We start from the raw sequence: 22,809 nt of genomic DNA, 5'->3' as shown, positions 1-22,809 counted from the left end.
TCATACCCATTAACTACTATCCTTGTTATGGTTAATCTTCCAGTATTCTATTTGAAATAACAGAAGTGCCTAAACTCACAACAGTGTTGACACTGTAGATGCAGCTCATTTTATGAGCTGAAATAATGCATACAGCCAGAGATATTCGATTGTCGCCATCATATAACTGATATTCGAATGGGCACCCGGATTACCTGATGGATTCTGATAACTGACATACCAGACAACGATATCTTTTGATAATTATATTTAAATAATACCCATCAGGCATGAACCAAATCCCTCAACGTCACCATCAACATCATCGGATCCATCGGCGACGGCTCAAACCCCACCCGCAGGTAAAAATCCCGTGCTTCATCCGACAGGGCGTGAACCAGCATCCCGCGAATGCCGATAGTCTCCGCCACCTGAATCACACGCAGCCCGGCATCACGTACCAGGGCCCGCCCGACACCTTTCCCATGTAGTGATTTATCCACCGCCAGACGACCCAGCACCACAACTGGGATCGGGTCAGGCATATTGCGGCGAAAACGACCCGGCGCAGTATTTGTCGTCACAGCGCTGGAAGCCAGTGAGTAGTAAGCCATCACCTTCGCGTCGTCGCAGCAGACAAAGGTGCGGGATGCGCCAGTAACCTGATTTTTCATCGCCCGCTGTTTCAGCCAGTAATCCATGGAATCTATACCGCAGCAAAACGGGGTAAGAATATGCCCGGCATGAAGCGGTTCTGGTGCCGAGATCATTCTTCCTGTTCCCACGGCGCAGGGGTCTGCATAGTTTTACGCAGTGCGGCATTAGGTGCAGGAGCCTGATCCAGACGAGCGAGAAATTCCTGATAAGCCTGCGGATCCGCCATGATGATACGTTGCTCAATTAACGCTTCCTCAGCGGCAGCGCGGGCGGCCTCCAGCACAAAGTCGGTGCGGTTTTTCCCTCTGGCTTTCGCCGCCCGATCAATAAGATCGCGTTCGGCAGGTTTAATGCGCAGATTTAACGTTTCGCGTTTTATGGACATGCTGTTTGCGGCTGGCATAGTTCTATCCTTTAGTCGATGGCTGGACAGTAATTATACAATCAATGTAACGCTAATGTCATTACGAAATACAGAACTCAGATGAAATCTCACGAAGACTTAAACCCATTTATTGCCTATGCAAATAATGTCATCTTTATGATTTAAAACCCAAAATACCCTCACCACTTAACACTCTATAGCACAAGAAGTACTGACAGAAATCCAAGTGGTCATGCACTTAAGACGATCGCGCACAGACAATAGTGATCGCCAAAAAGACGGGTTTTCTCTTTTCTACACCCTGCATCGGTGCCTATGGGTTTCTACCACGCCGTATCCTCTGTGCCATTAAGGCCTGTTCCCCATAGAATCTTTTCGAAAATACATTTTCAGATATCAGATAACACGCTGATTAAAATCGCCATTTTGTCGCAAAAAGCGGCTAAAAACGCCCTTTTCTGGAAATCGATCCGCCCAGGTGGCTACCCTGCTTTCCCTCCAGATGGCCAAATAGCATCTTATATTCCATTTGACGCTAACAGTCAGAGAAATGTTCTTTAAATTACCGTTTTCACAGCTCTACCATGCAAAAATATCTTAAACGAGTGGGTAAATGGTTATGTCACTGTTTCATTCCGTGAGCGACCTGATCGGTCATACTCCCCTGCTCCAGTTGCACAAACTGGATACCGGCCCCTGCAGTCTGTTTTTAAAACTGGAAAATCAGAATCCCGGCGGGTCAATTAAAGATCGCGTTGCGCTGTCGATGATTAATGAAGCCGAGCGCCAGGGAAAACTGGCGCCCGGAGGAACGATAATCGAAGCCACCGCCGGCAACACCGGCCTCGGCCTGGCGCTGATCGCGGCGCAGAAAAATTACCGGCTGATCCTGGTGGTGCCGGACAAAATGAGCCGCGAGAAAATCTTTCACCTGCGGGCGCTGGGCGCGACGGTGCTGCTCACCCGTTCCGACGTCAATAAAGGCCACCCGGCCTATTATCAGGATTATGCCCGCCGCCTTGCCGATGAAACGCCGGGCGCCTTTTATATCGACCAGTTTAATAACGACGCCAATCCGCTGGCCCATGCCACCTCCACCGCGCCGGAGCTTTATCAGCAGCTGGAGGGCGACATTGACGCCGTCGTTGTCGGCGTCGGCTCCGGCGGCACGCTGGGCGGGCTTCAGGCCTGGTTTGCTGAACACTCGCCGAAAACGGAATTTATTCTCGCCGATCCGGCGGGTTCGATCCTTGCCGATCAGGTTGATACCGGTCGCTACGGCGAAACGGGATCCTGGCTGGTCGAAGGGATCGGCGAAGATTTTATCCCGCCTCTGGCCAGGCTGGAGGGGGTGCATACCGCGTATCGCGTCAGCGACAGCGAAGCGTTCCAGACTGCGCGCCAGCTGCTGCAGGTCGAGGGCGTGCTGGCCGGCTCTTCCACCGGCACCTTGCTCAGCGCCGCCCTGCGCTACTGCCGGGCACAAAGCCGTCCGAAACGGGTGGTGACCTTCGCCTGTGATAGCGGCAATAAATACCTGTCCAAAATGTTCAACGATGACTGGATGCGCCAGCAAGGACTGATCGCCCGGCCCGAACAGGGCGATCTCAGTGATTTTATCGCCCTGCGCCATGACGAAGGCGCCACCGTCACGGCCGCGCCGGACGACACCCTGGCCGCAGTCTTTACCCGCATGCGGCTGTATGACATCTCCCAGCTGCCGGTGCTGGAGGATGGCCACGTGGTCGGCATTGTCGATGAGTGGGATTTGATCCGCCACGTACAGGGCGATCGCCAACGCTTCTCCCTGCCGGTCAGCGAAGCGATGAGCCGCCATGTTGAAACTCTCGATAAGCGTGCGCCAGAGAGCGAACTGCAGGCTATTCTCGATCGCGGTCTGGTGGCGGTGATCGCTGACAACGCGCGTTTTCTTGGCCTGGTCACCCGCAGCGATGTTCTAACCGCCTGGCGTAACCGAGTCGCACAATAAGGAATTTTTTTATGTCATCTATCCACACCCTGAGCGTACATAGCGGAACCTTCACCGACAGCCACGGCGCAGTGATGCCGCCGATTTACGCCACCTCCACTTTTGCTCAGCCGGCGCCGGGGCAGCATACCGGCTATGAATATTCCCGCAGCGGGAACCCTACCCGCCACGCGCTGGAGACGGCGATCGCCGACCTGGAAAACGGCACGCGCGGCTACGCGTTCGCCTCCGGGCTGGCCGCCATCTCCACCGTGCTGGAGCTGCTGGATAAGGACAGTCACCTGGTGGCGGTCGATGATGTGTATGGCGGCACTTACCGCCTGCTGGAAAACGTGCGCCGCCGTAGCGCTGGTCTGCAGGTGAGCTGGGTGAAACCCGACGACCTGAAGGGGATTGAAGCGGCGATCCGCCCCGATACGCGCATGATCTGGGTGGAAACGCCCACCAACCCGCTGCTGAAGCTGGCGGATCTCAGCGCCATCGCCGCCATCGCGCGACGCCATAACCTGATCAGCGTCGCCGATAACACCTTCGCCTCGCCGGCGATCCATCGCCCGCTGGAGCATGGATTTGATATTGTGGTGCACTCCGCGACCAAATACCTCAACGGCCATTCCGATGTCGTCGCCGGCCTGGCGGTGGTTGGCGATAACTCCGAGCTCGCGGAAAAGCTTGGCTATCTGCAGAATGCGGTAGGCGGGGTACTTGACCCGTTCAGCAGCTTCCTGACGCTACGTGGTATCCGTACCCTGGCGCTGCGGATGGAGCGCCACAGCGCGAACGCGCTGCAGCTCGCCGAATGGCTGGAACAGCAGCCGGAAGTGGAGCGAGTCTGGTTCCCCTGGCTGGCCTCGCACCCGCATCATCAGTTGGCGCGGCAGCAAATGGCGCTGCCCGGCGGCATGATTTCGGTGGTGGTGAAGGGCGATGAAGGTTACGCCGAGCGCATTATCAGCAAGCTGCGCTGGTTTACGCTTGCGGAGAGCCTGGGCGGCGTGGAGAGTCTGGTGAGCCAGCCCTTCAGCATGACCCATGCCTCGATCCCGCTGGAGAAACGTCTGGCGAATGGCATCACGCCCCAGCTGATCCGCCTGTCGGTGGGGATCGAAGATCCCAACGATCTGATTGCCGACTGGCAGCAGGCGCTGCGGGAGGAGTGATTATTCCGACGCGCGGGTCATTGTCAGCGCGTCGGCCATTCCCTGCTGAAGATGGGCGATAAACTGCGTCAGCTTCGGCAGGGGCCGACGATCCTGGCGCCAGAGCAGATGCACGGGTCTCGGCTGCGGGGTCCAGGCCTCCAGCACCCGCACCAGGCTGCCGCTGGTCAGCGCATCGGCCAGCAGCACCTCCGGCTGCATCAGCAGCCCGGCCCCGGCGATTGCCGCCTGGCGCAGCGCGTAACCATCATTGCAGCGTAAAATCGCATCGCGTTTCCAGCGCACTTCCCCCTCTATGCCCGGCAGTCGCCACTCATTGCGGGCGGTCCAGACCGTATGGGACAGGCAGAGATGATCGGCGAGATCCTCTGGCGTCCCGGGGGTCCCGTAACGCGCCAGATAAGCCGGCGCGGCGCAGATCACCATCCGATACGGCGCCAGATAGCGGGCCACCAGATCCTCCTGATGGATCTCGCCAATGCGGATCGCCAGATCGACCCCCTCATCCACCAGATCGACCATCCGGTTAGTCAGATCCAGTTCCACCCGGACCGCAGGCCAGGCCTGCAGGAAGGTGGCGGTCAGGGGCGCGATCACGCTGGCGCCAAACGAGGTGGGGGCGCTCACCCGCAGGGTGCCGGCGGGCGCCAGCCGCAGCCGCTCGACCGCGCTTTCGGCGATGGAGACCTGCTCCATCACCCGTTTCGCTTCGTCAAAATAGACCCGCCCGGCGTCGGTGAGGCTCTGGCGTCGGGTGTTACGCTCCAGCAGACGCGTCGCCAGCTGGCTTTCCAGCTGGGCGATATATTTCCCGACCATCACCGCCGACAGCCCCAGGCGCGACGCCGCCCCGGTAAAGCTGCCGCACTCCACCACGGCAATAAACGTCTCCATCCCTCGCAGCTTATCCATATTGCTAACCTCTGGTTAGTAATGTTCTAACTTTTAGCCAGTTTATCCGATATTCGTTTTATTAAAGAATAGCGTCTCACCTCATCAGGAGACAGCCATGAAAATTATCGTTATCGGTGCCAGCGGCACCATCGGTCGCGCGGTCAGCGAAGAGCTGAGCCAGAGACATGACGTTATCCGCGTCGGCCGCACCCGGGGAGATTATCAGGTGGATATCACCTCGCAGGAGAGCGTCGAGGCGCTATTTGCCCAAACGGGCGAAGTAGATGCGATTGTCTCCACCACCGGCAATCTGCACTTTGGGCCGTTAAGCACCATGACCGACAGTCAGTTCAACCTCGGGCTGCAGGACAAGCTGCTGGGGCAAATTCGCCTGGCGCTGATCGGGCAGCATTTCCTGCGTGACGGCGGGTCGATTACTCTGGTCAGCGGTATTGTCGCCCAGGAGCCCATTGCTCAGGGGGTCAATGCCACGACGGTCAACGCCGGTCTGGAAGGCTTTGTGCGCGCCGCCGCCTGCGAACTGCCACGCGGGATCCGCATCAATCTCATTAGCCCCACCGTGCTCAGCGAGTCGCTGGCGGCCTACGGCGACTTTTTCCCGGGCTTTGCCAGCGTCCCCGCCGCCGCCGTGGCGCAGGCCTATCGTCGCAGCATTGAAGGCGTTCAGACCGGCCGCATCTACCCGGTCGGCTACTAGCCTGTGCCGGCCCGCCGGGGCCGGCGCTTACATCAGGCCGTCATTGCAGGTACACTGACGGCTGATTGTCTCCGGCCAAAAAACTGATGTTGAAAAAATTACCTTTTATTATCCCGCTTTTGGCGCTTATCGCGCTGCTGGTCTGGTGGTTCACCCCGCATTACACCGCAGATGAAGAAGCCTACTACCGGGCAGTCTTTTGCATGATCGATCATGACGACAGCCGCCAGTTCCTCCACGATATGCAAAATATCGTCGAAGGGGGAAATTCGGACTATGCATTGCATAAAACCCATTACCTGCCGGCGCTGGGGCAGCGGATGCTGGACACCTGGCGCCAGCTCAGCGCGCAGGAGCAGCAAACACTGGGCGAAGATCGGCAGCGCTGTGGCGAGATATTGCGCGAAAAACAGCAGGGAAAATCATCCTGATGGGGGGCGAAATCGCAGTATATCTTCAGCGTCGAATGAGATTGTGCTGTTGGTAGCCAGATGACCGCCATAAAACACCCCGCTCTTGCGGGGCCGCGATATGACGTTTTTTTCTGCTGCGACATACTATAAAAAGTAGTTGATCTGGTACGAACTAACTCTTATTTTGCTTCTCAGTTTTCAAAATGAGATAAAACTGATGCCAGTCATTATTGCCAGTAGTATTAAAGAAGCCAACGCATTGATTAACTGTGGGAAATACAGGGAAATTATTCTCAACTTCGATATTGATGCCGATGACTTTTTCTCTCTCGCCAGCCATTCTGCTGGGACAAAAATCTCCATCTCCGACCGAAACGATCGCTCTCCGGTAAAATCAGAAAAATAATTAACCCGCGAGGGACATTTATGTGGTTGTTTATTGGCACCTTTGCGGTTGCTTTTCTCGCATCGCTGATGCTGGTCTGGCTGGATGACCGGATCGCCGAGACAGATTGACCCTGGCGCTGGACGCTAACGTCAGTTCCTCCCGCTCTCGCCGCGAAGGGCTGTGCGCCGTCGTTAAGCGGCGCACAGCAGAGTCATTACAGGGAGGCCGCCAGCCGCTCAACGGCCGTCAGCAACCCGGCCTCAGACACCGTGGAGTAGGAGAGACGCAGAGTACGGGTATCCGGCTTATCGTGATAGAACGCTTCGCCAGGAACGTAGACTACGCCGTTTTCCAGCGTTTTCTTCATCCATTCCATGGTATCGAACGGATAGCGGAAACGCGCCCACAGGAACATGCCCCCCTGCGGGCGGCTGAATTCCAGGTGCTCGCCAAGGCGGCTTTCCAGCGCGTCGGCCAGCGCCACACACTTCTTGCGGTAGTCTTCGCGAATCAACGCGATCTGGTTCTCCAGCCGGTTCATGCCGAGGTACTCCGCGGTGATCACCTGCGAAAGCATATTGGTATGCAGATCCGCCGCCTGCTTGACGATCACCGTCTGCTGCGCCAGCCAGTCCGGCATCACGACCCAGCCGATGCGCATCCCCGGCGCGAGGATCTTCGAAAAGGTCGAGGTGTAGACCACCTGATCTTCACAGCCCAGCTCAACCGCGTGCTGATAGAGCGGGCGTCGAACGGCGTCAGTGAAGCTAATTTCGCCATAGGGATCGTCTTCCAGAATGACGAAGTCATATTTTTTCGCCAGCTCAACCAGGCGACGACGACGCGTCTCGCTCAGCGTTTTGCCGCCGGGGTTGCCGAACGTCGGCACCAGATAAACGGCTTTGACGCGGGTGGTCTCCAGCAGGTCGGCCAGTTGCTCCACCAGCATCCCGTCATCATCGGTGTCGACACTGAGAATATTGGCCTGCGCCAGCTGAAACACCTGCAGCGCCGCCAGATAGGTGGGACGTTCAACGACGATAGTGTCACCTGGATCGAGCAGCGTACGAGCAACGATATCCAGCGATTGCTGCGAGCCGGAGGTGATATAGACCTGAGCGGGAGAACAGGTCACGCCACGGGAGTGACAGATTTCACTCACCGCCTGACGTAGCGGCGGGTAGCCCTCCGTCAGACCGTACTGGAATGCGTCATGAAAACGTTCGCTCATCACCTTCTGCACCGCCAGCTCCAGGCCTTCGGTATCAAACAATTCCGGGGCCGGAATGCCGCCGCCAAGCGAGATCACGCCGGGCAGTTTACTGTGCTTGAGAAGTTCGCGGACGGCGGAGGGCTTGAGTTCACCCGCGCGGGCGGCGAGACGCCGATCGTGCATACTATTTTCCTTTTCTGTCTTGTTGTTGTGTTAATTATCTTCGCTTCGTTGCAGGTGTTCCCGGCGGCGCTGACCATGCCGGGGCTATCCTTTTCTGTACGTTGTCACCCGGACAGGGGTATGCCGCTACCCGGGTTTCGCACGTCATGCTTTGTCTTTCAAAACGATTAACGGCTCGATATCGCTCTCTTTTTTCACCACCAGCGACGAATCGCCGCGCAGGCAGGTACCGCCGTAGTTACCACCAACGGTAAATGTGCACACCTGAATGTACTTACCGTCCACTTTCGGCAGGCACCACAGCTGCTGGTAGATATTCTTGCGATCGACAAACTGGCCGCTGGTCTTATCCAGAACCTCATCCTGAGGACCGATCAAATCGATATTGTTCCCGCAGCGTCCGGAAATGGGCTTCACGGCATAGCCGGTTTTCGCCAGCTCGTCGTTAACCACAAAATCGGTATCCAGCAGATAGCGATGATGCGGGAACAGCGACCACAGCACCGGCAGAATCGCTTTGTTACCCGGGATCACCGTCCACAGGGGTTCGAATACCAATACTTCAGGACGCAGCAGGACGTCAATCAGCCGCACCTCATTCTGCGGATGTCCGGTACGAATCGGCACCGCCGCGTACTCATCGGCGCTGACTTCGCGCACCTGCTCAATGGCGGTTTCCCATGCCCAGGTTTTCCAGACGCAGTTGACCAGCCGCCCGTCAGCGTCAATCAGCTGGCCGGCAGCGTCCCAGCGCAGCTCATCAAGGCCAAAGAGAATTTTGCTCTCAAAACCGGCCTGGGTCAGCGAACGCTGGATAAATTTCGCGTGGTAATTCTCTTCCAGATCCTTGTCCTGCATGATGTGGACGAAGGGCCGCGCCCGGCTGTGTTTCCACGCCCCCGCCAGCTCATCGAGCAGACCTTCTGCCGGATTGTGGCCGGTGCCGTAGTAGCCCTGCTTCAGCCACTGTTCAAGGATCAGCCCGCCTTCGGTATGGCAGGAGGCGGAGTCGGCATTGTACTCGTACACCTTCAGCCCGCGCTCGTCCATGCAAAAATCCATGCGCCCGGTGATCATATGATGACGACGGCGCTGCCAGGAGAGACGCAGACGCGGCCAGAGGATTTTCGGGATATCAAACAGCGCCAGCAGGTTATCATCCTTCATCACCTTATCGGTGGCGTGCAGATACATCAGGTGCAGCTCGTTAGTGGCTTTGATCAGCTCCTGTTCGGCGCTTTCGCTGATGGTGAAATACTGGTAGGGATCCTGGTTGATGAAATGGCCGTTGGCCGCCACGTAGGCTTTCTGCAGCGGATCTTTCTCGTTCAGCCATTTGCCGCGGAACTGGCCGTTGTTCGGCAGCCGCGCGCCTTTGATCGCCATCGCCTCGCCCGGCAGCACCGGCTGCGGCAGGCTGTGTTCGGTATCGGCGGTCTGGATCATCCAGCCTAAAATTTCGGTATCGGTAAAGGTATCTTTGATGGTGTACCGGCCGGCGTTGACCTCGAGGGTCAGCTCGCGGGTCCACTGCTGGCCCTGCGGCAGCGGCGAGTGAATGACGTTCTGCTCGGCGATACGCACTTTATTGCCGACAAGCTGGGTGATCACCGCGACGTGGCCTGTGTGCTTAAACTCGCCTCCCTTCTGCCAGATCAGTAACGAACCGGCGATGGGCGGACGGCGGGAACCGTTGGCGAAGGCCTGCAGCGGCAAAATATTGTCATTGACCACTTCACGCAGGAAACGCAGGGAGAAGATTTCATATGCCATCCCCACATCGGTAAAGACAAACCCGTAGGTCAGGAACAGAAAGCGGCGTGCAAACTCGACGCACTGCCATTTATGCCCCATATACTCATTGCCGATGTAGCTGCGAAACGTCGCGTCATCCGGGTAGTCCTGCGGATTTAAGCTACTGTAATTCGATGAATAAATCGCCACGCCGCCGGGCGCGTAGCCTAACAATGTCCCAAACGGGGCGTCACTGCTTGTCGATCCTTTGCTCATTTAGCCTGACCTCAAATTAATGCAGCCCGGGCAGTTGGCGAAACAAAACTCCCTCTTCTTATCCTGCCGCAGGCACTTACCAGACAGAGGTGTAACGATGATACCACTCATTCGTTTCGCTAATCGTGCCGTTAAGGAAAATAACCCTGCAGCCGGAAACAAAAGTGATATCGTTATCGGTGATATAACAAAAAAACAACGCAACATCAGGAGTCGACAATGAGCACACCCTCGCATCTGAATGCCCAACCGCTGGTCTGGGGACACGGCCCGCGGACGTTTGAGGTGTTCCTTGAGCCCACCTGCCCCTACTCTGTCCGCGCGTTTAATAAGCTCGACGACCTGCTTGATGAGGTCGGCGCCGATAACGTCACCATCAAGATACGCCTGCAGTCGCAGCCGTGGCATCTGTTCTCCGGGGTGATTGTCCGCTGCATCCTCGCCGCGTCTACCCTGCCGCACGGCAGAGAGCAGGCGCATAAAGTGATGCAGGCCGTGGCCGACCATCGGGAAGAGTTTGAGTTTATCGATCACTGCAGCGGGCCGAATATGAACGCCACGCCGCAGCAAATCATTGAACGCATTGAACGTTACAGTCACGTGCTGCTGGGGGCCGCCTTTGCCCGCCCGGAGCTGCAGGACGTGATCAAGTGGCACAGTAAATACGCCCGTCAGAACGGCATTCACGTCTCGCCGACCTTTATGGTCAATGGCCTGGTGCAGCCGGATCTGGGCAGCGGTGATGATGTCAGCATGTGGGCTGCGCGGATTATGGCCTGAGGTCACCTGCTACACTTTTTGTACATCCACGAAAAAGGCAAACCAGCATGTCAGAGCAAAACTACCAGCCACCCAAAGTGTGGGAATGGAAGCAAAACAGCGGCGGCGCGTTCGCCAATATCAACCGTCCCGTTTCCGGCGCGACCCATGAACGCGTCCTGCCGGTCGGTACCCATCCGCTCCAGCTATACTCACTGGGCACGCCCAACGGCCAGAAGGTGACCATCATGCTGGAGGAGCTGCTGGCGCTGGGCGTCAGCGGCGCGGAGTACGACGCCTGGCTAATACGCATTGGCGAAGGCGATCAGTTTTCCAGCGGCTTTGTCGATATCAACCCGAACTCGAAGATCCCGGCCCTCAGCGACCACTCCACCACGCCGCCGACCCGGGTATTTGAGTCCGGCAACATTCTTCTCTATCTGGCGGAAAAATTTGGCTTCTTCCTGCCAAAAGATCCTGCCGGCCGCACCGAAACCCTCAACTGGCTGTTCTGGCTGCAGGGCGCGGCGCCATTCCTCGGCGGCGGCTTCGGCCACTTCTATAACTATGCGCCGGTGAAGATCGAGTACGCGATCGACCGCTTTACGATGGAAGCCAAACGCCAGCTCGACGTGCTGGACAAACAGCTCGCCCGCGGTCGCTATGTGGCCGGCGAGGAGTACACCATCGCCGATATGGCTGTCTGGCCGTGGTATGGCAACGTAGTGCTGGGCAATGTCTATAACGCGGCGGAGTTCCTCGACGCCGGGAGCTATAAAAACGTGCTGCGCTGGGCGCAGGATGTCGGCAACCGCCCGGCCGTCAAGCGCGGACGCATCGTCAACCGCACCAACGGCCCGCTCAATGAGCAGCTACATGAGCGCCACGACGCCCGCGACTTTGACACCCAAACGGAAGATAAGCGCCAGGCGTAAGGTCTTCACCCTTTCCCGCTGACGGGAAAGGGTTCCCACCACAGGACGGCTCCGCCTGCGAAGCCGTCCTGTTTAGCTTTCCAGCCGATAGCCCGCCAGAAAATAGCGCATCGCCATACCCGACCCACCTTCTTTGAAGAAATCCATCAACCTATCTCTGTCAAGGCCATAGCGACGGGTCAGGATCCCCGCCTCCCACGCGCTGAGCTGACGGTCGCCGGTTTTTTCAAACATGCGGTGCGAGTAGCCGAGCACAAACCCGCGTTTATAGTCGGCGCAAAAATTCGCCGCATGCGCGGCGGTGTCAGCATAGGATGCCTGTAGCCCCGCCATTAAGCCTTTGCCAAAATGATTTTCCATCGCGCCCTCCCAATCGCTGTATAATAAATTATATAGCGTTTTTTTGAGCGAGCGGTAGCGCTATTTATGTCGTTTGCGCTAGCGTAAATACTTCTCAAACCATGCCAGCGTGCGTTGCCAGGCCAGATCAGCCGCAGCCCGATCGTAGCGCGGCGTGGAATCATTATGAAAGCCGTGATTCACGCCCTGATAGAGATAGGCCTCGTAGACTTTATGGTGTTCCTTCAACGCCTGTTCATAGGCGGGCCAGCCTTCATTAATGCCGCTATCGAGGCCGGCATAGTGCAGCAGCAGCGGCGCTTTAATTTTATCGACCTCCTTCAGCGGCGGCTGGCGGCCGTAAAACGGCACCGCGCAGGCTAGCTCCGGGATCGCCACCGCCGCCGCGTTGCTGACGCCGCCGCCGTAACAAAACCCGGTGATACCGACCTTCCCCGTCGCCTGTGGATGCTTCGCCATAAACGCGACCGCCGCAAAAAAATCATTCATCAGCTTCACGGGATCGACTTTCTGCTGGAGCGCGCGGCCTTCATCATCATTCCCCGGATAGCCGCCGACGGCGCTCAGGCCATCAGGCGCCAGCGCGATATATCCCGCTTTCGCGACCCGCCGGGCTACGTCTTCAATGTAGGGATTGAGGCCTCGGTTCTCATGTACCACCACAACGGCGGGCGCTTTGTCGGCTATTTTCGTCGGCGTCACCAGGTAAGCCCGCACTTCGCCGTGGCCGTCAGGAGAGGGATAATGAATATACTCCGGACGGATATCCGGATCGGTGAACAGTACCTGCTCTGCCAGGGCATAGTCGGGCTTCAGCAGATTAAACAGCGCCAGCGCGGTCATCCCGCCGACAGTATATTTCCCCGCCAGCTGGAGAAACTCGCGTTTGCTGATTTTGCCGTGGGCATAGTAGTCATAATACTCGAGCAGCTGCTGCGGGAAATCTTTGGCCGTTAATCGCGTCATCACCTTGCCTCCGTTGTTAAGCGCCCTTTAAGCAAAGCAGAAGCCCGGACATACGCCAGCGCAGAGAAGCAGAAACGGGGGAGAAAAAAGCCCAGCGGCTAACACCGCCGGGAGAGAAGAGATCAGTGTTTCACTTTGTTCAGACGATCGAGATAGCCCATCACAAAGGCCGAAAGGACGAAGGTCAGGTGGATAATCACGTACCACATCAGCTTGTTGTCCGGCACGTTTTTCGCATCCATAAACACCCGCAGCAGGTGGATAGAGGAGATCGCCACAATTGACGCCGCGACTTTATTCTTCAGAGAGGTGGCGTCCATTTTACCGAGCCAGCTCAGCTTCTCTTTCCCTTCATTGATATCCAGCTGCGACACGAAATTCTCATAGCCCGAGAACATCACCATCACCAGCAGGCCACCCACCAGGGTCATGTCCACCAGCGACAGCAGCGTCAGGATCAATTCCGACTCGCTGACGCTGAAGATATGCGGCAGAACGTGGACGATCTCCTGAAAAAATTTGATGGTCAGCGCGACCAGTCCCAGCGAAAGGCCAAAATAAACCGGTGCCAGCAGCCAGCGCGAAGTGTACATAGCGTTTTCCAGAAAGCGTTCCATATAATCCTGTTAGTTAACAAAAAGAAGCGACATTATATCTCAGACAGATAACGTGATGGCAACGCCAGGCCAACACATCGCCGGCAGACGGCCATAAAAAAGGCCGGCGCGCGGCCAGCCTTTTCAGGAACAGAATCGGGTTATTTGGCTTTGACGGTCTCTTCGCCCACCAGCCCGATCTTGAGATAGCCCGCCTGATGCAGGGCATCCATCACTTTCATCATCGTCTCGTAATCGACGGTTTTATCCGCGCGGAAGAAGACGGTGGTATCTTTTTTGCCGGCGGTCAGGCTATCCAGGGCGTTAATCATATTCGCTTCGGTAATCGGGTCGTTGCCGAGGAACATGCTCTTATCCGCCTTCACCGACAGATAAATGGGTTTTTCCGGTCGCGGTTGCGGCTGGCTGGAGGAGGCCGGCAGATTCACCTTCACGTCAACCGTCGCCAGCGGCGCAGCCACCATAAAGATAATCAGCAGAACCAGCATGACGTCGATAAACGGCGTCACGTTGATCTCATGCATTTCGCCGTTATCGTCCAGATTTTCATTAAGACGCATCGCCATAGCCGATCAACCTACCCGTAATTTCTGCGCGCTACGCACCGGCTTCACACCGCTGGCGCTGAGGTCCAGGTCGCGACTTTGCAGCAGCAGCACCTGAGCGGCGACGTCGCCGAGCGAGGCCTTGTAGCTGCCAATCATGCGGGCAAAGATGTTATAGATGACCACCGCCGGGATGGCGGCGAACAGGCCGATGGCCGTCGCCAGCAGCGCTTCCGCGATGCCCGGCGCTACCACCGCAAGGTTGGTAGTCTGCGTCTGGGCGATACCGATAAAGCTGTTCATGATGCCCCAGACGGTCCCGAACAGACCCACGAACGGCGAAATGGCGCCGATGGTGGCCAGATAACCATTGCCGCGCCCCATATGGCGACCGACCGCCGCGACGCGGCGCTCAAGGCGGAAACCGGTGCGTTCCTTGATGCCTTCATTGTCTTCCGCACCGGCAGAGAGTTCGAGTTCGTTCTGCGCTTCATTGATAAGCTGGGTGGTCAGGCTCTTCGCCTCAAAGGCGCTGGCGATATCGCTGGCCTGATCGAGAGAGCGGGCTTCCGCCAGCTGCTGCTGTTCACGTTTGAGGCGACGCTTGCTGGCGAGGATTTCCGCCCCTTTGCCGAAAAAGATGGCCCAGGTGACGACCGACGCCAGAATCAGGCCAATCATCACCACCTTAACGACAATATCGGCATGATGATACATACCCCAAACGGAGAGATCCGCCTGCATCAAATTATTACCCACGCTCTATCTCCACGACGATAATCACAAAATCTGCCCACAATAATATCAAAACGACATCGAATTGATAGTGGTTCTCATTAGTATTTACACTGTGCAGCAAATCACGTTTATTTTCCTTGCGCTCACGCAGTAAAAAAGCGGCTTACTGCGGGCCTGGTAAAATTTTCGCCTGTATCGGCGCCGCACTGGTACAGAAAAGAAGATTCATGCTAGTTTAGACGTCCAGACGTATAAAAACAGGTTCATCAACATGGCTGATAAACATCTTGATACCGCGCTGGTCAACGCCGGACGGAGCAAAAAATATACCCAGGGCTCAGTGAACAGCGTGATCCAGCGCGCGTCATCGCTGGTTTTCGATACCGTGGAAGCCAAAAAACACGCCACCCGCAACCGGGCTAACGGCGAGCTGTTCTACGGGCGTCGCGGCACCCTGACCCACTTCTCACTGCAGGAAGCGATGTGCGAGCTGGAAGGCGGCGCCGGCTGCGCCCTCTTCCCCTGTGGCGCGGCCGCGGTGGCCAACACCATCCTGGCGTTCGTCGAACAGGGCGACCATGTGCTGATGACCAATACCGCCTATGAGCCAAGCCAGGATTTTTGTACCAAAATTCTCGCTAAACTCGGCGTCGCCACCAGCTGGTTCGATCCCCTCATCGGCGCCGATATTGCCCAACTTATTCGGCCGGAGACCCGCGTGGTGTTCCTTGAATCGCCTGGCTCCATCACCATGGAAGTGCATGATGTGCCAGCGATTGTCGCCGCCGTGCGTCAGGTCGCGCCGGAAGCGATTATCATGATCGATAACACCTGGGCGGCGGGGATCCTGTTCAAAGCGCTGGATTTTGGCATCGATATTTCTATTCAGGCAGGTACCAAATACCTGATCGGCCATTCCGACGCCATGGTCGGCACTGCGGTGGCGAACGCGCGCTGCTGGCCGCAGCTGCGTGAGAATGCCTATCTGATGGGACAAATGCTGGACGCCGATACCGCCTATATGACCAGCCGCGGCCTGCGCACCCTGGGCGTGCGCCTGCGTCAGCATCATGAAAGCAGCCTGCGCATCGCCGAGTGGCTGGCGCAGCATCCGCAGGTGGCGCGGGTCAACCACCCCGCCCTGCCCGGCAGTAAAGGCCATGAGTTCTGGAAGCGCGATTTTACCGGCAGCAGCGGGCTGTTCTCGTTTGTACTCAACAAGCGCCTCAATGATGCCGAACTGGCCGAGTACCTCGACAATTTCAGCCTGTTCAGCATGGCCTACTCGTGGGGCGGCTTTGAATCGCTGATTCTGGCCAATCAGCCGGAGCAAATCGCTCACATCCGACCGGATGCGGAAGTCGACTTCAGCGGCACGTTGATCCGTTTGCACATTGGTCTCGAAAATGTTGACGATCTGCAGGCGGATTTAGCAGCGGGCTTCGCGCGTATCGTGTAAAGTGACAGTCAGTGGCAACAATAGCGGACGCTTTTTAGCAAAGCGGCCGCTTTTGTTGCGCCCGGGATCAAGGTGCTCGGGTCTCTTCAGGAGTACACTAGTCAACAATACGGTACCACTTAGGAAAGTCCATGGTTGTCATTCAAGAGATTGTCGCCGCGTTGTGGCAACATGATTTTGCCGCATTGGCGAACCCTCACGTTGTGGGCGTTGTATATCTGGTTATGTTCGCCACCCTGTTTCTGGAAAACGGGCTGCTGCCCGCGTCCTTTTTACCGGGGGACAGCCTGCTGCTGCTCGCCGGCGCGCTGATTGCTAAAGGCGTCATGGACTTTGTGCCCACTATCGCCATTCTGACCGCCGCCGCCAGCCTCGGCTGCTGGTTGAGCTATGTGCAAGGGCGCTGGCTGGGCAATACGCAAACGGTGAAAGGCTGGCTGGCGCATCTGCCGCATAAGTACCATCAGCGCGCCACCTGTATGTTTGATCGCCACGGCCTGCTGGCGCTGCTCGCGGGCCGCTTTCTGGCATTTGTCCGCACCCTGCTGCCAACCATGGCGGGGATTTCCGGCCTGCCGAACCGCCGCTTTCAGTTCTTCAACTGGCTGAGCGCCCTGCTGTGGGTTGGCGTGGTCACGGGTCTCGGCTATGCGCTGAGCATGATCCCGTTTGTGAAGCGCCATGAAGATCAGGTCATGACCTGCCTGATGATCCTGCCGATTGCTCTGCTGCTGGCGGGCCTGCTCGGCACGCTGTTCGTGGTGATCAAAAAGAAATACTGCAGCGCCTGACGGCCACCTGCCGGGGGGCCTGCGCCCGCCCGGCTTGCCCTTCCCGATATTACATGCCCTGCATCGTGCGAATTCGTGCGGCATCTTCCCCGGGCGTCATACCGAAGTAGCGCTTAAACTCGCGGCTGAACTGCGAAGGACTTTCATACCCCACCCGCATCGCCGCCGCGCTGGCCTTCATGCCGTCATGGATCATCAGCATACGCGCCTTGTGCAAACGGTAGGTTTTCAGATACTGCAGCGGTGAAGTACTGGTCACCGATTTAAAATTATGGTGAAACGCCGAGACGCTCATATTCGCCTCTGCCGCCAGCCGATCGACGCTCAGGTTTTCGGTGTACTGGCTCTCGATGTGTTTCAGCACGCGACTTATCAAACTGAAATGGGTCTGTCGGCTGACCAACGCCAGCAGTGCGCCGCCGCAGGGGCCCGTCAGCACATAGTAGAGGATTTCACGGATAATCTGCTTGCCAAGAATGCGCGCGTCCAGCGGACGATCCATGACGTCGAGCAGCCGTTCGGCAGCGCATAAAATATCTTCGGAAAGCACTGCCGAATTTATTCCGCTGGAAGCGACGGCGGGCTGAAACAGCGGATCCTCGCCAATATCCATCAGCAGCTCCTGCAGTTGCAGGATATCGACGTTCAGACGCATCCCGGCGAGGGGCACCTCCGGGGTGGCAAAGGTTTCGCATTCGAAGGGCAGCGGCACGGTCAGCAGCAGATATTCATTTGTGTCGTAGCGAAAAGTCCGCTCATTGATATAACCAATTTTATGGCCGGAAAAGAGAAAAACGATCCCCGGCTGATACATCACCGGCGTCCGGGTACCCGGCTGCGTCCCATACAGCAGGCGGACGTCAGGCAGCAGCGAACTTAACAGTTCGTGCTTATCTTTCAGCTGGTTAATCTTCTCTGTCAATATCTGGCATATCTGTGCGTGTTGCATTGCCACCGCCTCTCCCGATGTTTCTTCACCCATACATTGTGCGCAGGCTGGCGAGAATTCTCCAGCCACATGGAGAAATAGGCAAGACATCGGCAGAAATGTGCATTGAGGGTCAACGGCGCCAGGACCACAATAACCGTCATCTGGCAGCGGTATCGTCCCTGTCGGCGGTTTTACTCTTTTGAGGACACTAGCAATGAATAATTTTGACCTGCATACCCCAACCCGCATTCTGTTTGGCAAAGGCGCGATTGAAAAGCTGCGTGAACAGATCCCGGCGGAGGCTCGCGTACTGATCACCTACGGCGGCGGCAGCGTGAAAAAAACGGGCGTCCTGGATCAGGTACTCACCGCCCTGAATGGCCTGGATGTCCTTGAATTTGGCGGCATCGAGCCGAACCCATCTTACGAAACTCTGATGAACGCCGTGAAGCTCGCCCGTGAAGAGAAGGTCACCTTCCTGCTGGCGGTCGGCGGCGGTTCAGTACTGGATGGCACCAAGTTCATCGCCGCGGCGGCCCATTACGACGCCGCTATCGATCCATGGGAAATTCTGGAAACTTACGGCAGTAAGATCGCCAGCGCCATTCCAATGGGTTCGGTTCTGACTCTGCCAGCGACCGGTTCTGAATCAAACAAAGGGGCGGTGATTTCGCGGAAAACCACCGGCGACAAACGCGCGTTTATGTCTTCGCACGTCCAGCCACAGTTCGCGATCCTCGACCCGGTTTACACCTACACTCTGCCACCGCGCCAGGTCGCCAACGGCGTGGTTGACGCCTTCGTCCATACCGTTGAACAGTACGTCACCTACCCGGTTGACGGCAAAATTCAGGACCGTTTCGCCGAAGGCATTCTGCTGACGCTGGTGGAAGATGGCCCGAAAGCGCTGCAGGAGCCAGAGAACTACGACGTGCGCGCTAATATTATGTGGGCGGCGACTCAGGCGCTGAACGGTCTTATCGGCGCTGGCGTACCGCAGGACTGGGCGACCCATATGCTCGGCCACGAACTGACGGCGATGCATGGTCTGGATCACGCCCAGACGCTGGCTATCGTGCTGCCGGCGCTGTGGAATGAGAAACGCGATACCAAGCGCGCGAAGCTGCTGCAGTATGCCGAGCGCGTATGGAATATCACCGAGGGCTCCGAAGAACAGCGTATCGATGCCGCTATTGCCGCAACCCGTAGTTTCTTCGAGCAGATGGGGGTGCCGACCCGCCTCTCCGATTACGGTCTCGACGGTAGCTCCATCCCGGCGCTGCTGGCGAAACTGGAAGAGCACGGCATGACCAAACTGGGCGAACATCAGGATATCACCCTGGACGTCAGCCGCCGTATTTACGAGGCTGCTCGCTAATTTAACCCCGCCTGATTCACCTCTCCTTACGTTAAACAAACGTCGGGGAGAGGTGTTTTTACTACCGTTTTTAGCTATTTCGTCCAGACTTAATGCTACCCCTCGGCGGATTCTGCCTCGCCGAGTTCATTAACAGGAGGAAGGCATGACACATCCAACCGTTATAAAACTACACGACGGCAACCTGATGCCGCAGCTGGGTCTCGGCGTGTGGAAAGCTGGCAACGAGGAAGTCGTCTCCGCCATTCATAAGGCGCTGGAAGTCGGTTATCGCTCTTTTGACACCGCCGCCGCGTACCAAAATGAGGCCGGCGTCGGCAACGCGCTGCACAGCGCAGGCGTCAATCGCGATGAGCTGTTCATCACCACCAAGCTGTGGAACGACGATCAAAAACGGCCGCACGAGGCGCTGAAAGAGAGCCTCAGCAAGCTGAAGCTCGACTATGTGGATCTCTACTTAATCCACTGGCCGGTGCCGGCGATCGGCCATTACGTCGAAGCCTGGCAGGCGCTGATCGAGCTGCAGCAGCAGGGGCTGGCGAAAAGCATCGGCGTGTGTAATTTCCAGGTCCCGCATCTGCAGAAGCTGATTGATGAAACCGGCGTCGCACCGGTGATCAACCAGATTGAGCTCCATCCGCTGCTGCAGCAGCGTCAACTGCATGCCTGGAACGCCACCCACAAGATCCAGACCGAATCCTGGAGCCCGCTGGCCCAGGGCGGTAAAGGGGTGTTCGATCAGAAAGTCATCCACCAGCTCGCCGATAAGTACGGCAAAACGCCGGCGCAAATCGTCATCCGCTGGCATCTTGATAGCGGTCTGGTGGTGATCCCGAAATCAGTGACGCCGTCGCGTATCGCGGAAAACTTTAACGTCTGGGATTTCCGTCTCGACAAAGACGAACTCAGCGAAATCGCGAAGCTGGACCAGGGCAAGCGTTTAGGGCCCGATCCGGATCAGTTTGGCGGCTAACATATAAAAAAGCCGGATAGCGCTGACGCCTATCCGGCTCTCTAACTGGCCCGGTCAGCAAAGCGCTACCGGGCACAACATCAGGCTTAACGCCCGGCGACTTTACCGCGTTTGACCGGTTTTTTCGCCGTCGTTTCACCGTTAGAACGCTGATGTACAATCGGCGTGTGCTTGGTCAGCGCCGGACGGGTATGGCGGTTCTGGCGACGCGCTTCGCGCATCTCATCCAGCGTCGGGGCAGGCACCAGGCAGTCGCGGCGTGAGCCAATCAGGTGCTTTTTACCCATCGCCTCCAGCGCCTGACGGATCAGCGGCCAGTTTGCCGGATCGTGATAGCGCAGCAGCGCTTTATGCAGACGGCGCTGTTTATCGCCCTTCGGCACCACCACCTCTTCGCTCTTATAGCCAATCTTGCCCAGCGGGTTCTTGCCGGTGTAATACATAGTGGTCGAGTTCGCCAGCGGCGACGGATAGAAGTTCTGCACCTGGTCGAGACGGAAGCGATGTTTCTTCAGCCACAGCGCCAGGTTCACCATATCTTCATCACGGGTCCCCGGGTGAGCGGAGATAAAGTACGGGATCAGATACTGTTCTTTACCCGCCTGCTTCGAATAGGTATCAAACAATTCTTTAAAGCGGTCGTAGCTGCCCATCCCCGGCTTCATCATCTTCGACAGCGGCCCCTCTTCGGTATGCTCCGGGGCGATCTTCAGATAGCCGCCGACGTGGTGGGTCGCCAGCTCTTTGATATAGCGCGGATCTTCGACGGCGATGTCATAGCGTACGCCAGAGGCAATGAGGATCTTCTTAATGCCCTTCAGCTCACGGGCGCGACGGTAAAGATTGATCGTCGGCTCATGGTTGGTATCCATGTGCGGGCAGATATCCGGGTAGACGCAGGAGAGACGGCGGCAGGTCTGCTCGGCGCGTGGCGATTTGCAGCGCAGCATATACATGTTGGCCGTTGGTCCGCCGAGATCGGAGATCACCCCGGTAAAGCCGGGCACCGTGTCGCGAATGGCTTCGATTTCATTAATGATCGAATCTTCTGAACGGCTCTGGATAATGCGCCCTTCGTGCTCGGTGATTGAGCAGAACGAACAGCCGCCGAAGCAGCCGCGCATGATGTTGATCGAGAAACGGATCATCTCATACGCCGGGATACGCGCGTCGCCGTAAGCAGGATGCGGCACACGCTTGTAAGGCAGCGCGAAGACGCTGTCCATCTCTTCAGTCGAGAGCGGGATTGCCGGCGGGTTGATCCAGATATAGCGTTCGCCATGCTTTTGCATCAGCGCCCGGGCGCAGCCGGGGTTGGTTTCATGGTGCAGAATACGCGAAGCGTGAGCGTACAGGACCTTATCGCCTTTCACCTTCTCGAAGGAAGGCAGCAGCACATAGGTCTTTTCCCACGGTTTGGGCCGCGGCGGCTGCACGGTGATGCTTTTGGCTTCCTGCTTATTCGGCGCAACCGGCTTGTTATCGGCACACGGCAGATCCTCACCGTACGGATGCGGGATCGGGTCAATTTTGCCAGGCGTATCCAGGCGGGTGGAATCGACGCCGCTCCAGCCCGGCAGCGCCTCTTTCACCATGATGGCGGTATTGCGCACATCGCGGATCTGGTCGATGGTTTCGCCCATCGCCAGGCGATGCGCGACTTCCACCAGCGGACGCTCGCCGTTGCCGAACATCAGCATATCGGCCTTGGAGTCCACCAGCACCGAGCGGCGCACGGTATCGGACCAGTAATCATAATGCGCGGTACGGCGCAGGCTGGCCTCGATGCCGCCGAGGATCACCGGCACGTCTTTCCACGCCTCTTTACAGCGCTGGGTGTAGACCAGGGTGGCGCGGTCCGGGCGTTTACCCGCCACGTTGCCGGCGGTGTAAGCATCGTCATGGCGCAGCTTACGGTCGGCGGTGTAGCGGTTGATCATCGAGTCCATATTGCCCGCGGTCACGCCGAAGAACAGGTTCGGCTTACCCAGGCGCATAAAGTCGTCTTTGCTGTTCCAGTCCGGCTGGGAAATGATCCCCACCCGGAACCCCTGCGCTTCCAGCATACGGCCGCAGATGGCCATCCCGAAGCTCGGGTGGTCGACGTAGGCGTCGCCGGTCACCAGAATAATGTCGCAGCTATCCCAGCCAAGTTGGTCCATCTCTTCACGCGACATCGGTAAAAATGGCGCAGGGCCAAAACAGGCAGCCCAGTATTGCGGCCAGGAAAAAAGGTCACGATCCGGTTGGATCAGGGATATTGCGCTCATATTGCTTCCGGGGGAAATGATAAAAAAATAACCAAAAGGGCGTGGATTATAAGCCGGAATGATAGTGGAAATGAAGGAGGATTTTCTCAAACCCTGA

The 22,809-nt window shown here is 57.3% G+C and carries 24 protein-coding genes; 11 read left to right on the top strand and 13 right to left on the bottom strand.

The annotated features are described in order from the left end of the window. Positions 1 to 263: 263 nt before the first annotated feature. Both FHW76_RS23920 and FHW76_RS23915 read right to left on the bottom strand, forming a co-directional pair. Positions 264 to 749, bottom strand: coding sequence for a GNAT family N-acetyltransferase (locus tag FHW76_RS23920; protein WP_060875993.1), 486 nt, complete (start codon positions 747 to 749; stop codon positions 264 to 266). Further along, on the bottom strand, positions 746 to 1,039 hold the full coding sequence (locus FHW76_RS23915; protein ID WP_004150912.1) for a DUF1778 domain-containing protein: 294 nt from the start codon (positions 1,037 to 1,039) through the stop codon (positions 746 to 748). The genes FHW76_RS23920 and FHW76_RS23915 overlap by 4 nt, the downstream gene beginning before the upstream one ends. Positions 1,040 to 1,634: 595 nt before the next feature. On the opposite strand from FHW76_RS23915, the gene FHW76_RS23910 reads away from it, so the two are divergent. Together FHW76_RS23910 and FHW76_RS23905 are read left to right on the top strand one after the other, a co-directional pair. Further along, positions 1,635 to 3,011, top strand: a complete 1,377-nt coding sequence (locus FHW76_RS23910; RefSeq protein ID WP_012967222.1) for a cystathionine beta-synthase — start codon at positions 1,635 to 1,637, stop codon at positions 3,009 to 3,011. A gap of 11 nt (positions 3,012 to 3,022) precedes the next feature. Then, positions 3,023 to 4,171: a PLP-dependent aspartate aminotransferase family protein gene (locus FHW76_RS23905; RefSeq protein ID WP_008806488.1), complete on the top strand. Its 1,149-nt coding sequence runs from the start codon at positions 3,023 to 3,025 to the stop codon at positions 4,169 to 4,171. Here the strand turns inward: FHW76_RS23905 and FHW76_RS23900 are convergent, their stop codons facing one another. Beyond that, positions 4,172 to 5,083, bottom strand: coding sequence for a LysR family transcriptional regulator (locus tag FHW76_RS23900; protein ID WP_023298220.1), 912 nt, complete (start codon positions 5,081 to 5,083; stop codon positions 4,172 to 4,174). Positions 5,084 to 5,180: 97 nt separating this feature from the next. On the opposite strand from FHW76_RS23900, the gene FHW76_RS23895 reads away from it, so the two are divergent. The 3 genes from FHW76_RS23895 (at position 5,181) to FHW76_RS23885 (ending at position 6,602) form a co-directional block, all read left to right on the top strand. Then, positions 5,181 to 5,783 (top strand): short chain dehydrogenase, encoded by a 603-nt coding sequence (locus FHW76_RS23895; protein WP_012540553.1) that lies wholly within the window; start codon positions 5,181 to 5,183, stop codon positions 5,781 to 5,783. 86 nt (positions 5,784 to 5,869) lie between these two features. Then, positions 5,870 to 6,214 (top strand): hypothetical protein, encoded by a 345-nt coding sequence (locus FHW76_RS23890; RefSeq protein WP_012540552.1) that lies wholly within the window; start codon positions 5,870 to 5,872, stop codon positions 6,212 to 6,214. A 199-nt stretch (positions 6,215 to 6,413) separates the two neighbouring features. Then, positions 6,414 to 6,602 (top strand): hypothetical protein, encoded by a 189-nt coding sequence (locus FHW76_RS23885; protein ID WP_032731253.1) that lies wholly within the window; start codon positions 6,414 to 6,416, stop codon positions 6,600 to 6,602. 196 nt (positions 6,603 to 6,798) lie between these two features. Here the strand turns inward: FHW76_RS23885 and FHW76_RS23875 are convergent, their stop codons facing one another. From FHW76_RS23875 to FHW76_RS23865, 3 genes are all read right to left on the bottom strand, one after another. Next, positions 6,799 to 7,980: a PLP-dependent aminotransferase family protein gene (locus FHW76_RS23875; protein ID WP_008806493.1), complete on the bottom strand. Its 1,182-nt coding sequence runs from the start codon at positions 7,978 to 7,980 to the stop codon at positions 6,799 to 6,801. 144 nt (positions 7,981 to 8,124) lie between these two features. Beyond that, a complete protein-coding gene (gene gss, locus FHW76_RS23870) occupies positions 8,125 to 9,990 on the bottom strand; it encodes a bifunctional glutathionylspermidine amidase/synthase (RefSeq protein WP_008806494.1) in 1,866 nt (621 codons plus the stop codon). 76 nt (positions 9,991 to 10,066) lie between these two features. Next, positions 10,067 to 10,189 carry a hypothetical protein gene (locus tag FHW76_RS23865; RefSeq protein ID WP_004217169.1) on the bottom strand — a complete coding sequence of 41 codons (123 nt, stop codon included), beginning with the start codon at positions 10,187 to 10,189 and terminating at the stop codon, positions 10,067 to 10,069. A gap of 20 nt (positions 10,190 to 10,209) precedes the next feature. Between FHW76_RS23865 and FHW76_RS23860 the strand changes: the two genes are divergently transcribed. Both FHW76_RS23860 and yghU read left to right on the top strand, forming a co-directional pair. Then, positions 10,210 to 10,770: a thioredoxin domain-containing protein gene (locus FHW76_RS23860; protein ID WP_049011378.1), complete on the top strand. Its 561-nt coding sequence runs from the start codon at positions 10,210 to 10,212 to the stop codon at positions 10,768 to 10,770. A 47-nt stretch (positions 10,771 to 10,817) separates the two neighbouring features. After that, entirely contained in the window at positions 10,818 to 11,684 is an 867-nt protein-coding gene (gene yghU, locus FHW76_RS23855) for a glutathione-dependent disulfide-bond oxidoreductase (protein ID WP_008806496.1), read from the top strand. Between the two features lie 72 nt (positions 11,685 to 11,756). Here the strand turns inward: yghU and FHW76_RS23850 are convergent, their stop codons facing one another. From FHW76_RS23850 to exbB, 5 genes are all read right to left on the bottom strand, one after another. After that, positions 11,757 to 12,044 carry a DUF2623 family protein gene (locus tag FHW76_RS23850; RefSeq protein ID WP_032731255.1) on the bottom strand — a complete coding sequence of 96 codons (288 nt, stop codon included), beginning with the start codon at positions 12,042 to 12,044 and terminating at the stop codon, positions 11,757 to 11,759. Positions 12,045 to 12,122: 78 nt separating this feature from the next. Beyond that, complete coding sequence (gene yghX / locus FHW76_RS23845) at positions 12,123 to 13,010, bottom strand: YghX family hydrolase (protein ID WP_023298222.1); 888 nt, start codon at positions 13,008 to 13,010, stop codon at positions 12,123 to 12,125. Between the two features lie 122 nt (positions 13,011 to 13,132). Continuing rightward, positions 13,133 to 13,627 (bottom strand): TIGR00645 family protein, encoded by a 495-nt coding sequence (locus FHW76_RS23840; RefSeq protein WP_008806498.1) that lies wholly within the window; start codon positions 13,625 to 13,627, stop codon positions 13,133 to 13,135. 140 nt (positions 13,628 to 13,767) lie between these two features. Then, on the bottom strand, positions 13,768 to 14,193 hold the full coding sequence (exbD, locus tag FHW76_RS23835) for a TonB system transport protein ExbD (protein ID WP_183477043.1): 426 nt from the start codon (positions 14,191 to 14,193) through the stop codon (positions 13,768 to 13,770). A 6-nt stretch (positions 14,194 to 14,199) separates the two neighbouring features. After that, positions 14,200 to 14,931: a tol-pal system-associated acyl-CoA thioesterase gene (exbB, locus tag FHW76_RS23830; RefSeq protein WP_004174395.1), complete on the bottom strand. Its 732-nt coding sequence runs from the start codon at positions 14,929 to 14,931 to the stop codon at positions 14,200 to 14,202. A gap of 250 nt (positions 14,932 to 15,181) precedes the next feature. Between exbB and metC the strand changes: the two genes are divergently transcribed. After that, positions 15,182 to 16,369 (top strand): cystathionine beta-lyase, encoded by a 1,188-nt coding sequence (gene metC / locus FHW76_RS23825; protein WP_008806499.1) that lies wholly within the window; start codon positions 15,182 to 15,184, stop codon positions 16,367 to 16,369. 131 nt (positions 16,370 to 16,500) lie between these two features. After that, positions 16,501 to 17,160 (top strand): DedA family general envelope maintenance protein YghB, encoded by a 660-nt coding sequence (gene yghB / locus FHW76_RS23820; RefSeq protein WP_004205217.1) that lies wholly within the window; start codon positions 16,501 to 16,503, stop codon positions 17,158 to 17,160. Positions 17,161 to 17,209: 49 nt separating this feature from the next. Here yghB and FHW76_RS23815 read toward each other — a convergent pair whose 3' ends face one another. Then, positions 17,210 to 18,109, bottom strand: a complete 900-nt coding sequence (locus FHW76_RS23815; protein WP_012967218.1) for an AraC family transcriptional regulator — start codon at positions 18,107 to 18,109, stop codon at positions 17,210 to 17,212. Positions 18,110 to 18,305: 196 nt separating this feature from the next. Between FHW76_RS23815 and yqhD the strand changes: the two genes are divergently transcribed. Further along, positions 18,306 to 19,469 carry an alcohol dehydrogenase gene (gene yqhD / locus FHW76_RS23810; protein WP_008806500.1) on the top strand — a complete coding sequence of 388 codons (1,164 nt, stop codon included), beginning with the start codon at positions 18,306 to 18,308 and terminating at the stop codon, positions 19,467 to 19,469. A 145-nt stretch (positions 19,470 to 19,614) separates the two neighbouring features. Continuing rightward, positions 19,615 to 20,442 (top strand): 2,5-didehydrogluconate reductase DkgA, encoded by an 828-nt coding sequence (dkgA, locus tag FHW76_RS23805; protein WP_008806502.1) that lies wholly within the window; start codon positions 19,615 to 19,617, stop codon positions 20,440 to 20,442. An 86-nt stretch (positions 20,443 to 20,528) separates the two neighbouring features. On the opposite strand, the gene FHW76_RS23800 is transcribed toward dkgA, so the two are convergent. Further along, positions 20,529 to 22,802, bottom strand: a complete 2,274-nt coding sequence (locus FHW76_RS23800) for a YgiQ family radical SAM protein (RefSeq protein ID WP_162822796.1) — start codon at positions 22,800 to 22,802, stop codon at positions 20,529 to 20,531. Positions 22,803 to 22,809 lie beyond the last annotated feature (7 nt).

It is taken from the genome of Klebsiella sp. RC2, assembly GCF_014192815.1.
GTDB classification, from domain to species: domain Bacteria; phylum Pseudomonadota; class Gammaproteobacteria; order Enterobacterales; family Enterobacteriaceae; genus Klebsiella; species Klebsiella variicola.
The sequence above is the reverse complement of the archived record's forward strand: the minus strand, read 5'-3'. Positions and strand labels throughout refer to the sequence as shown.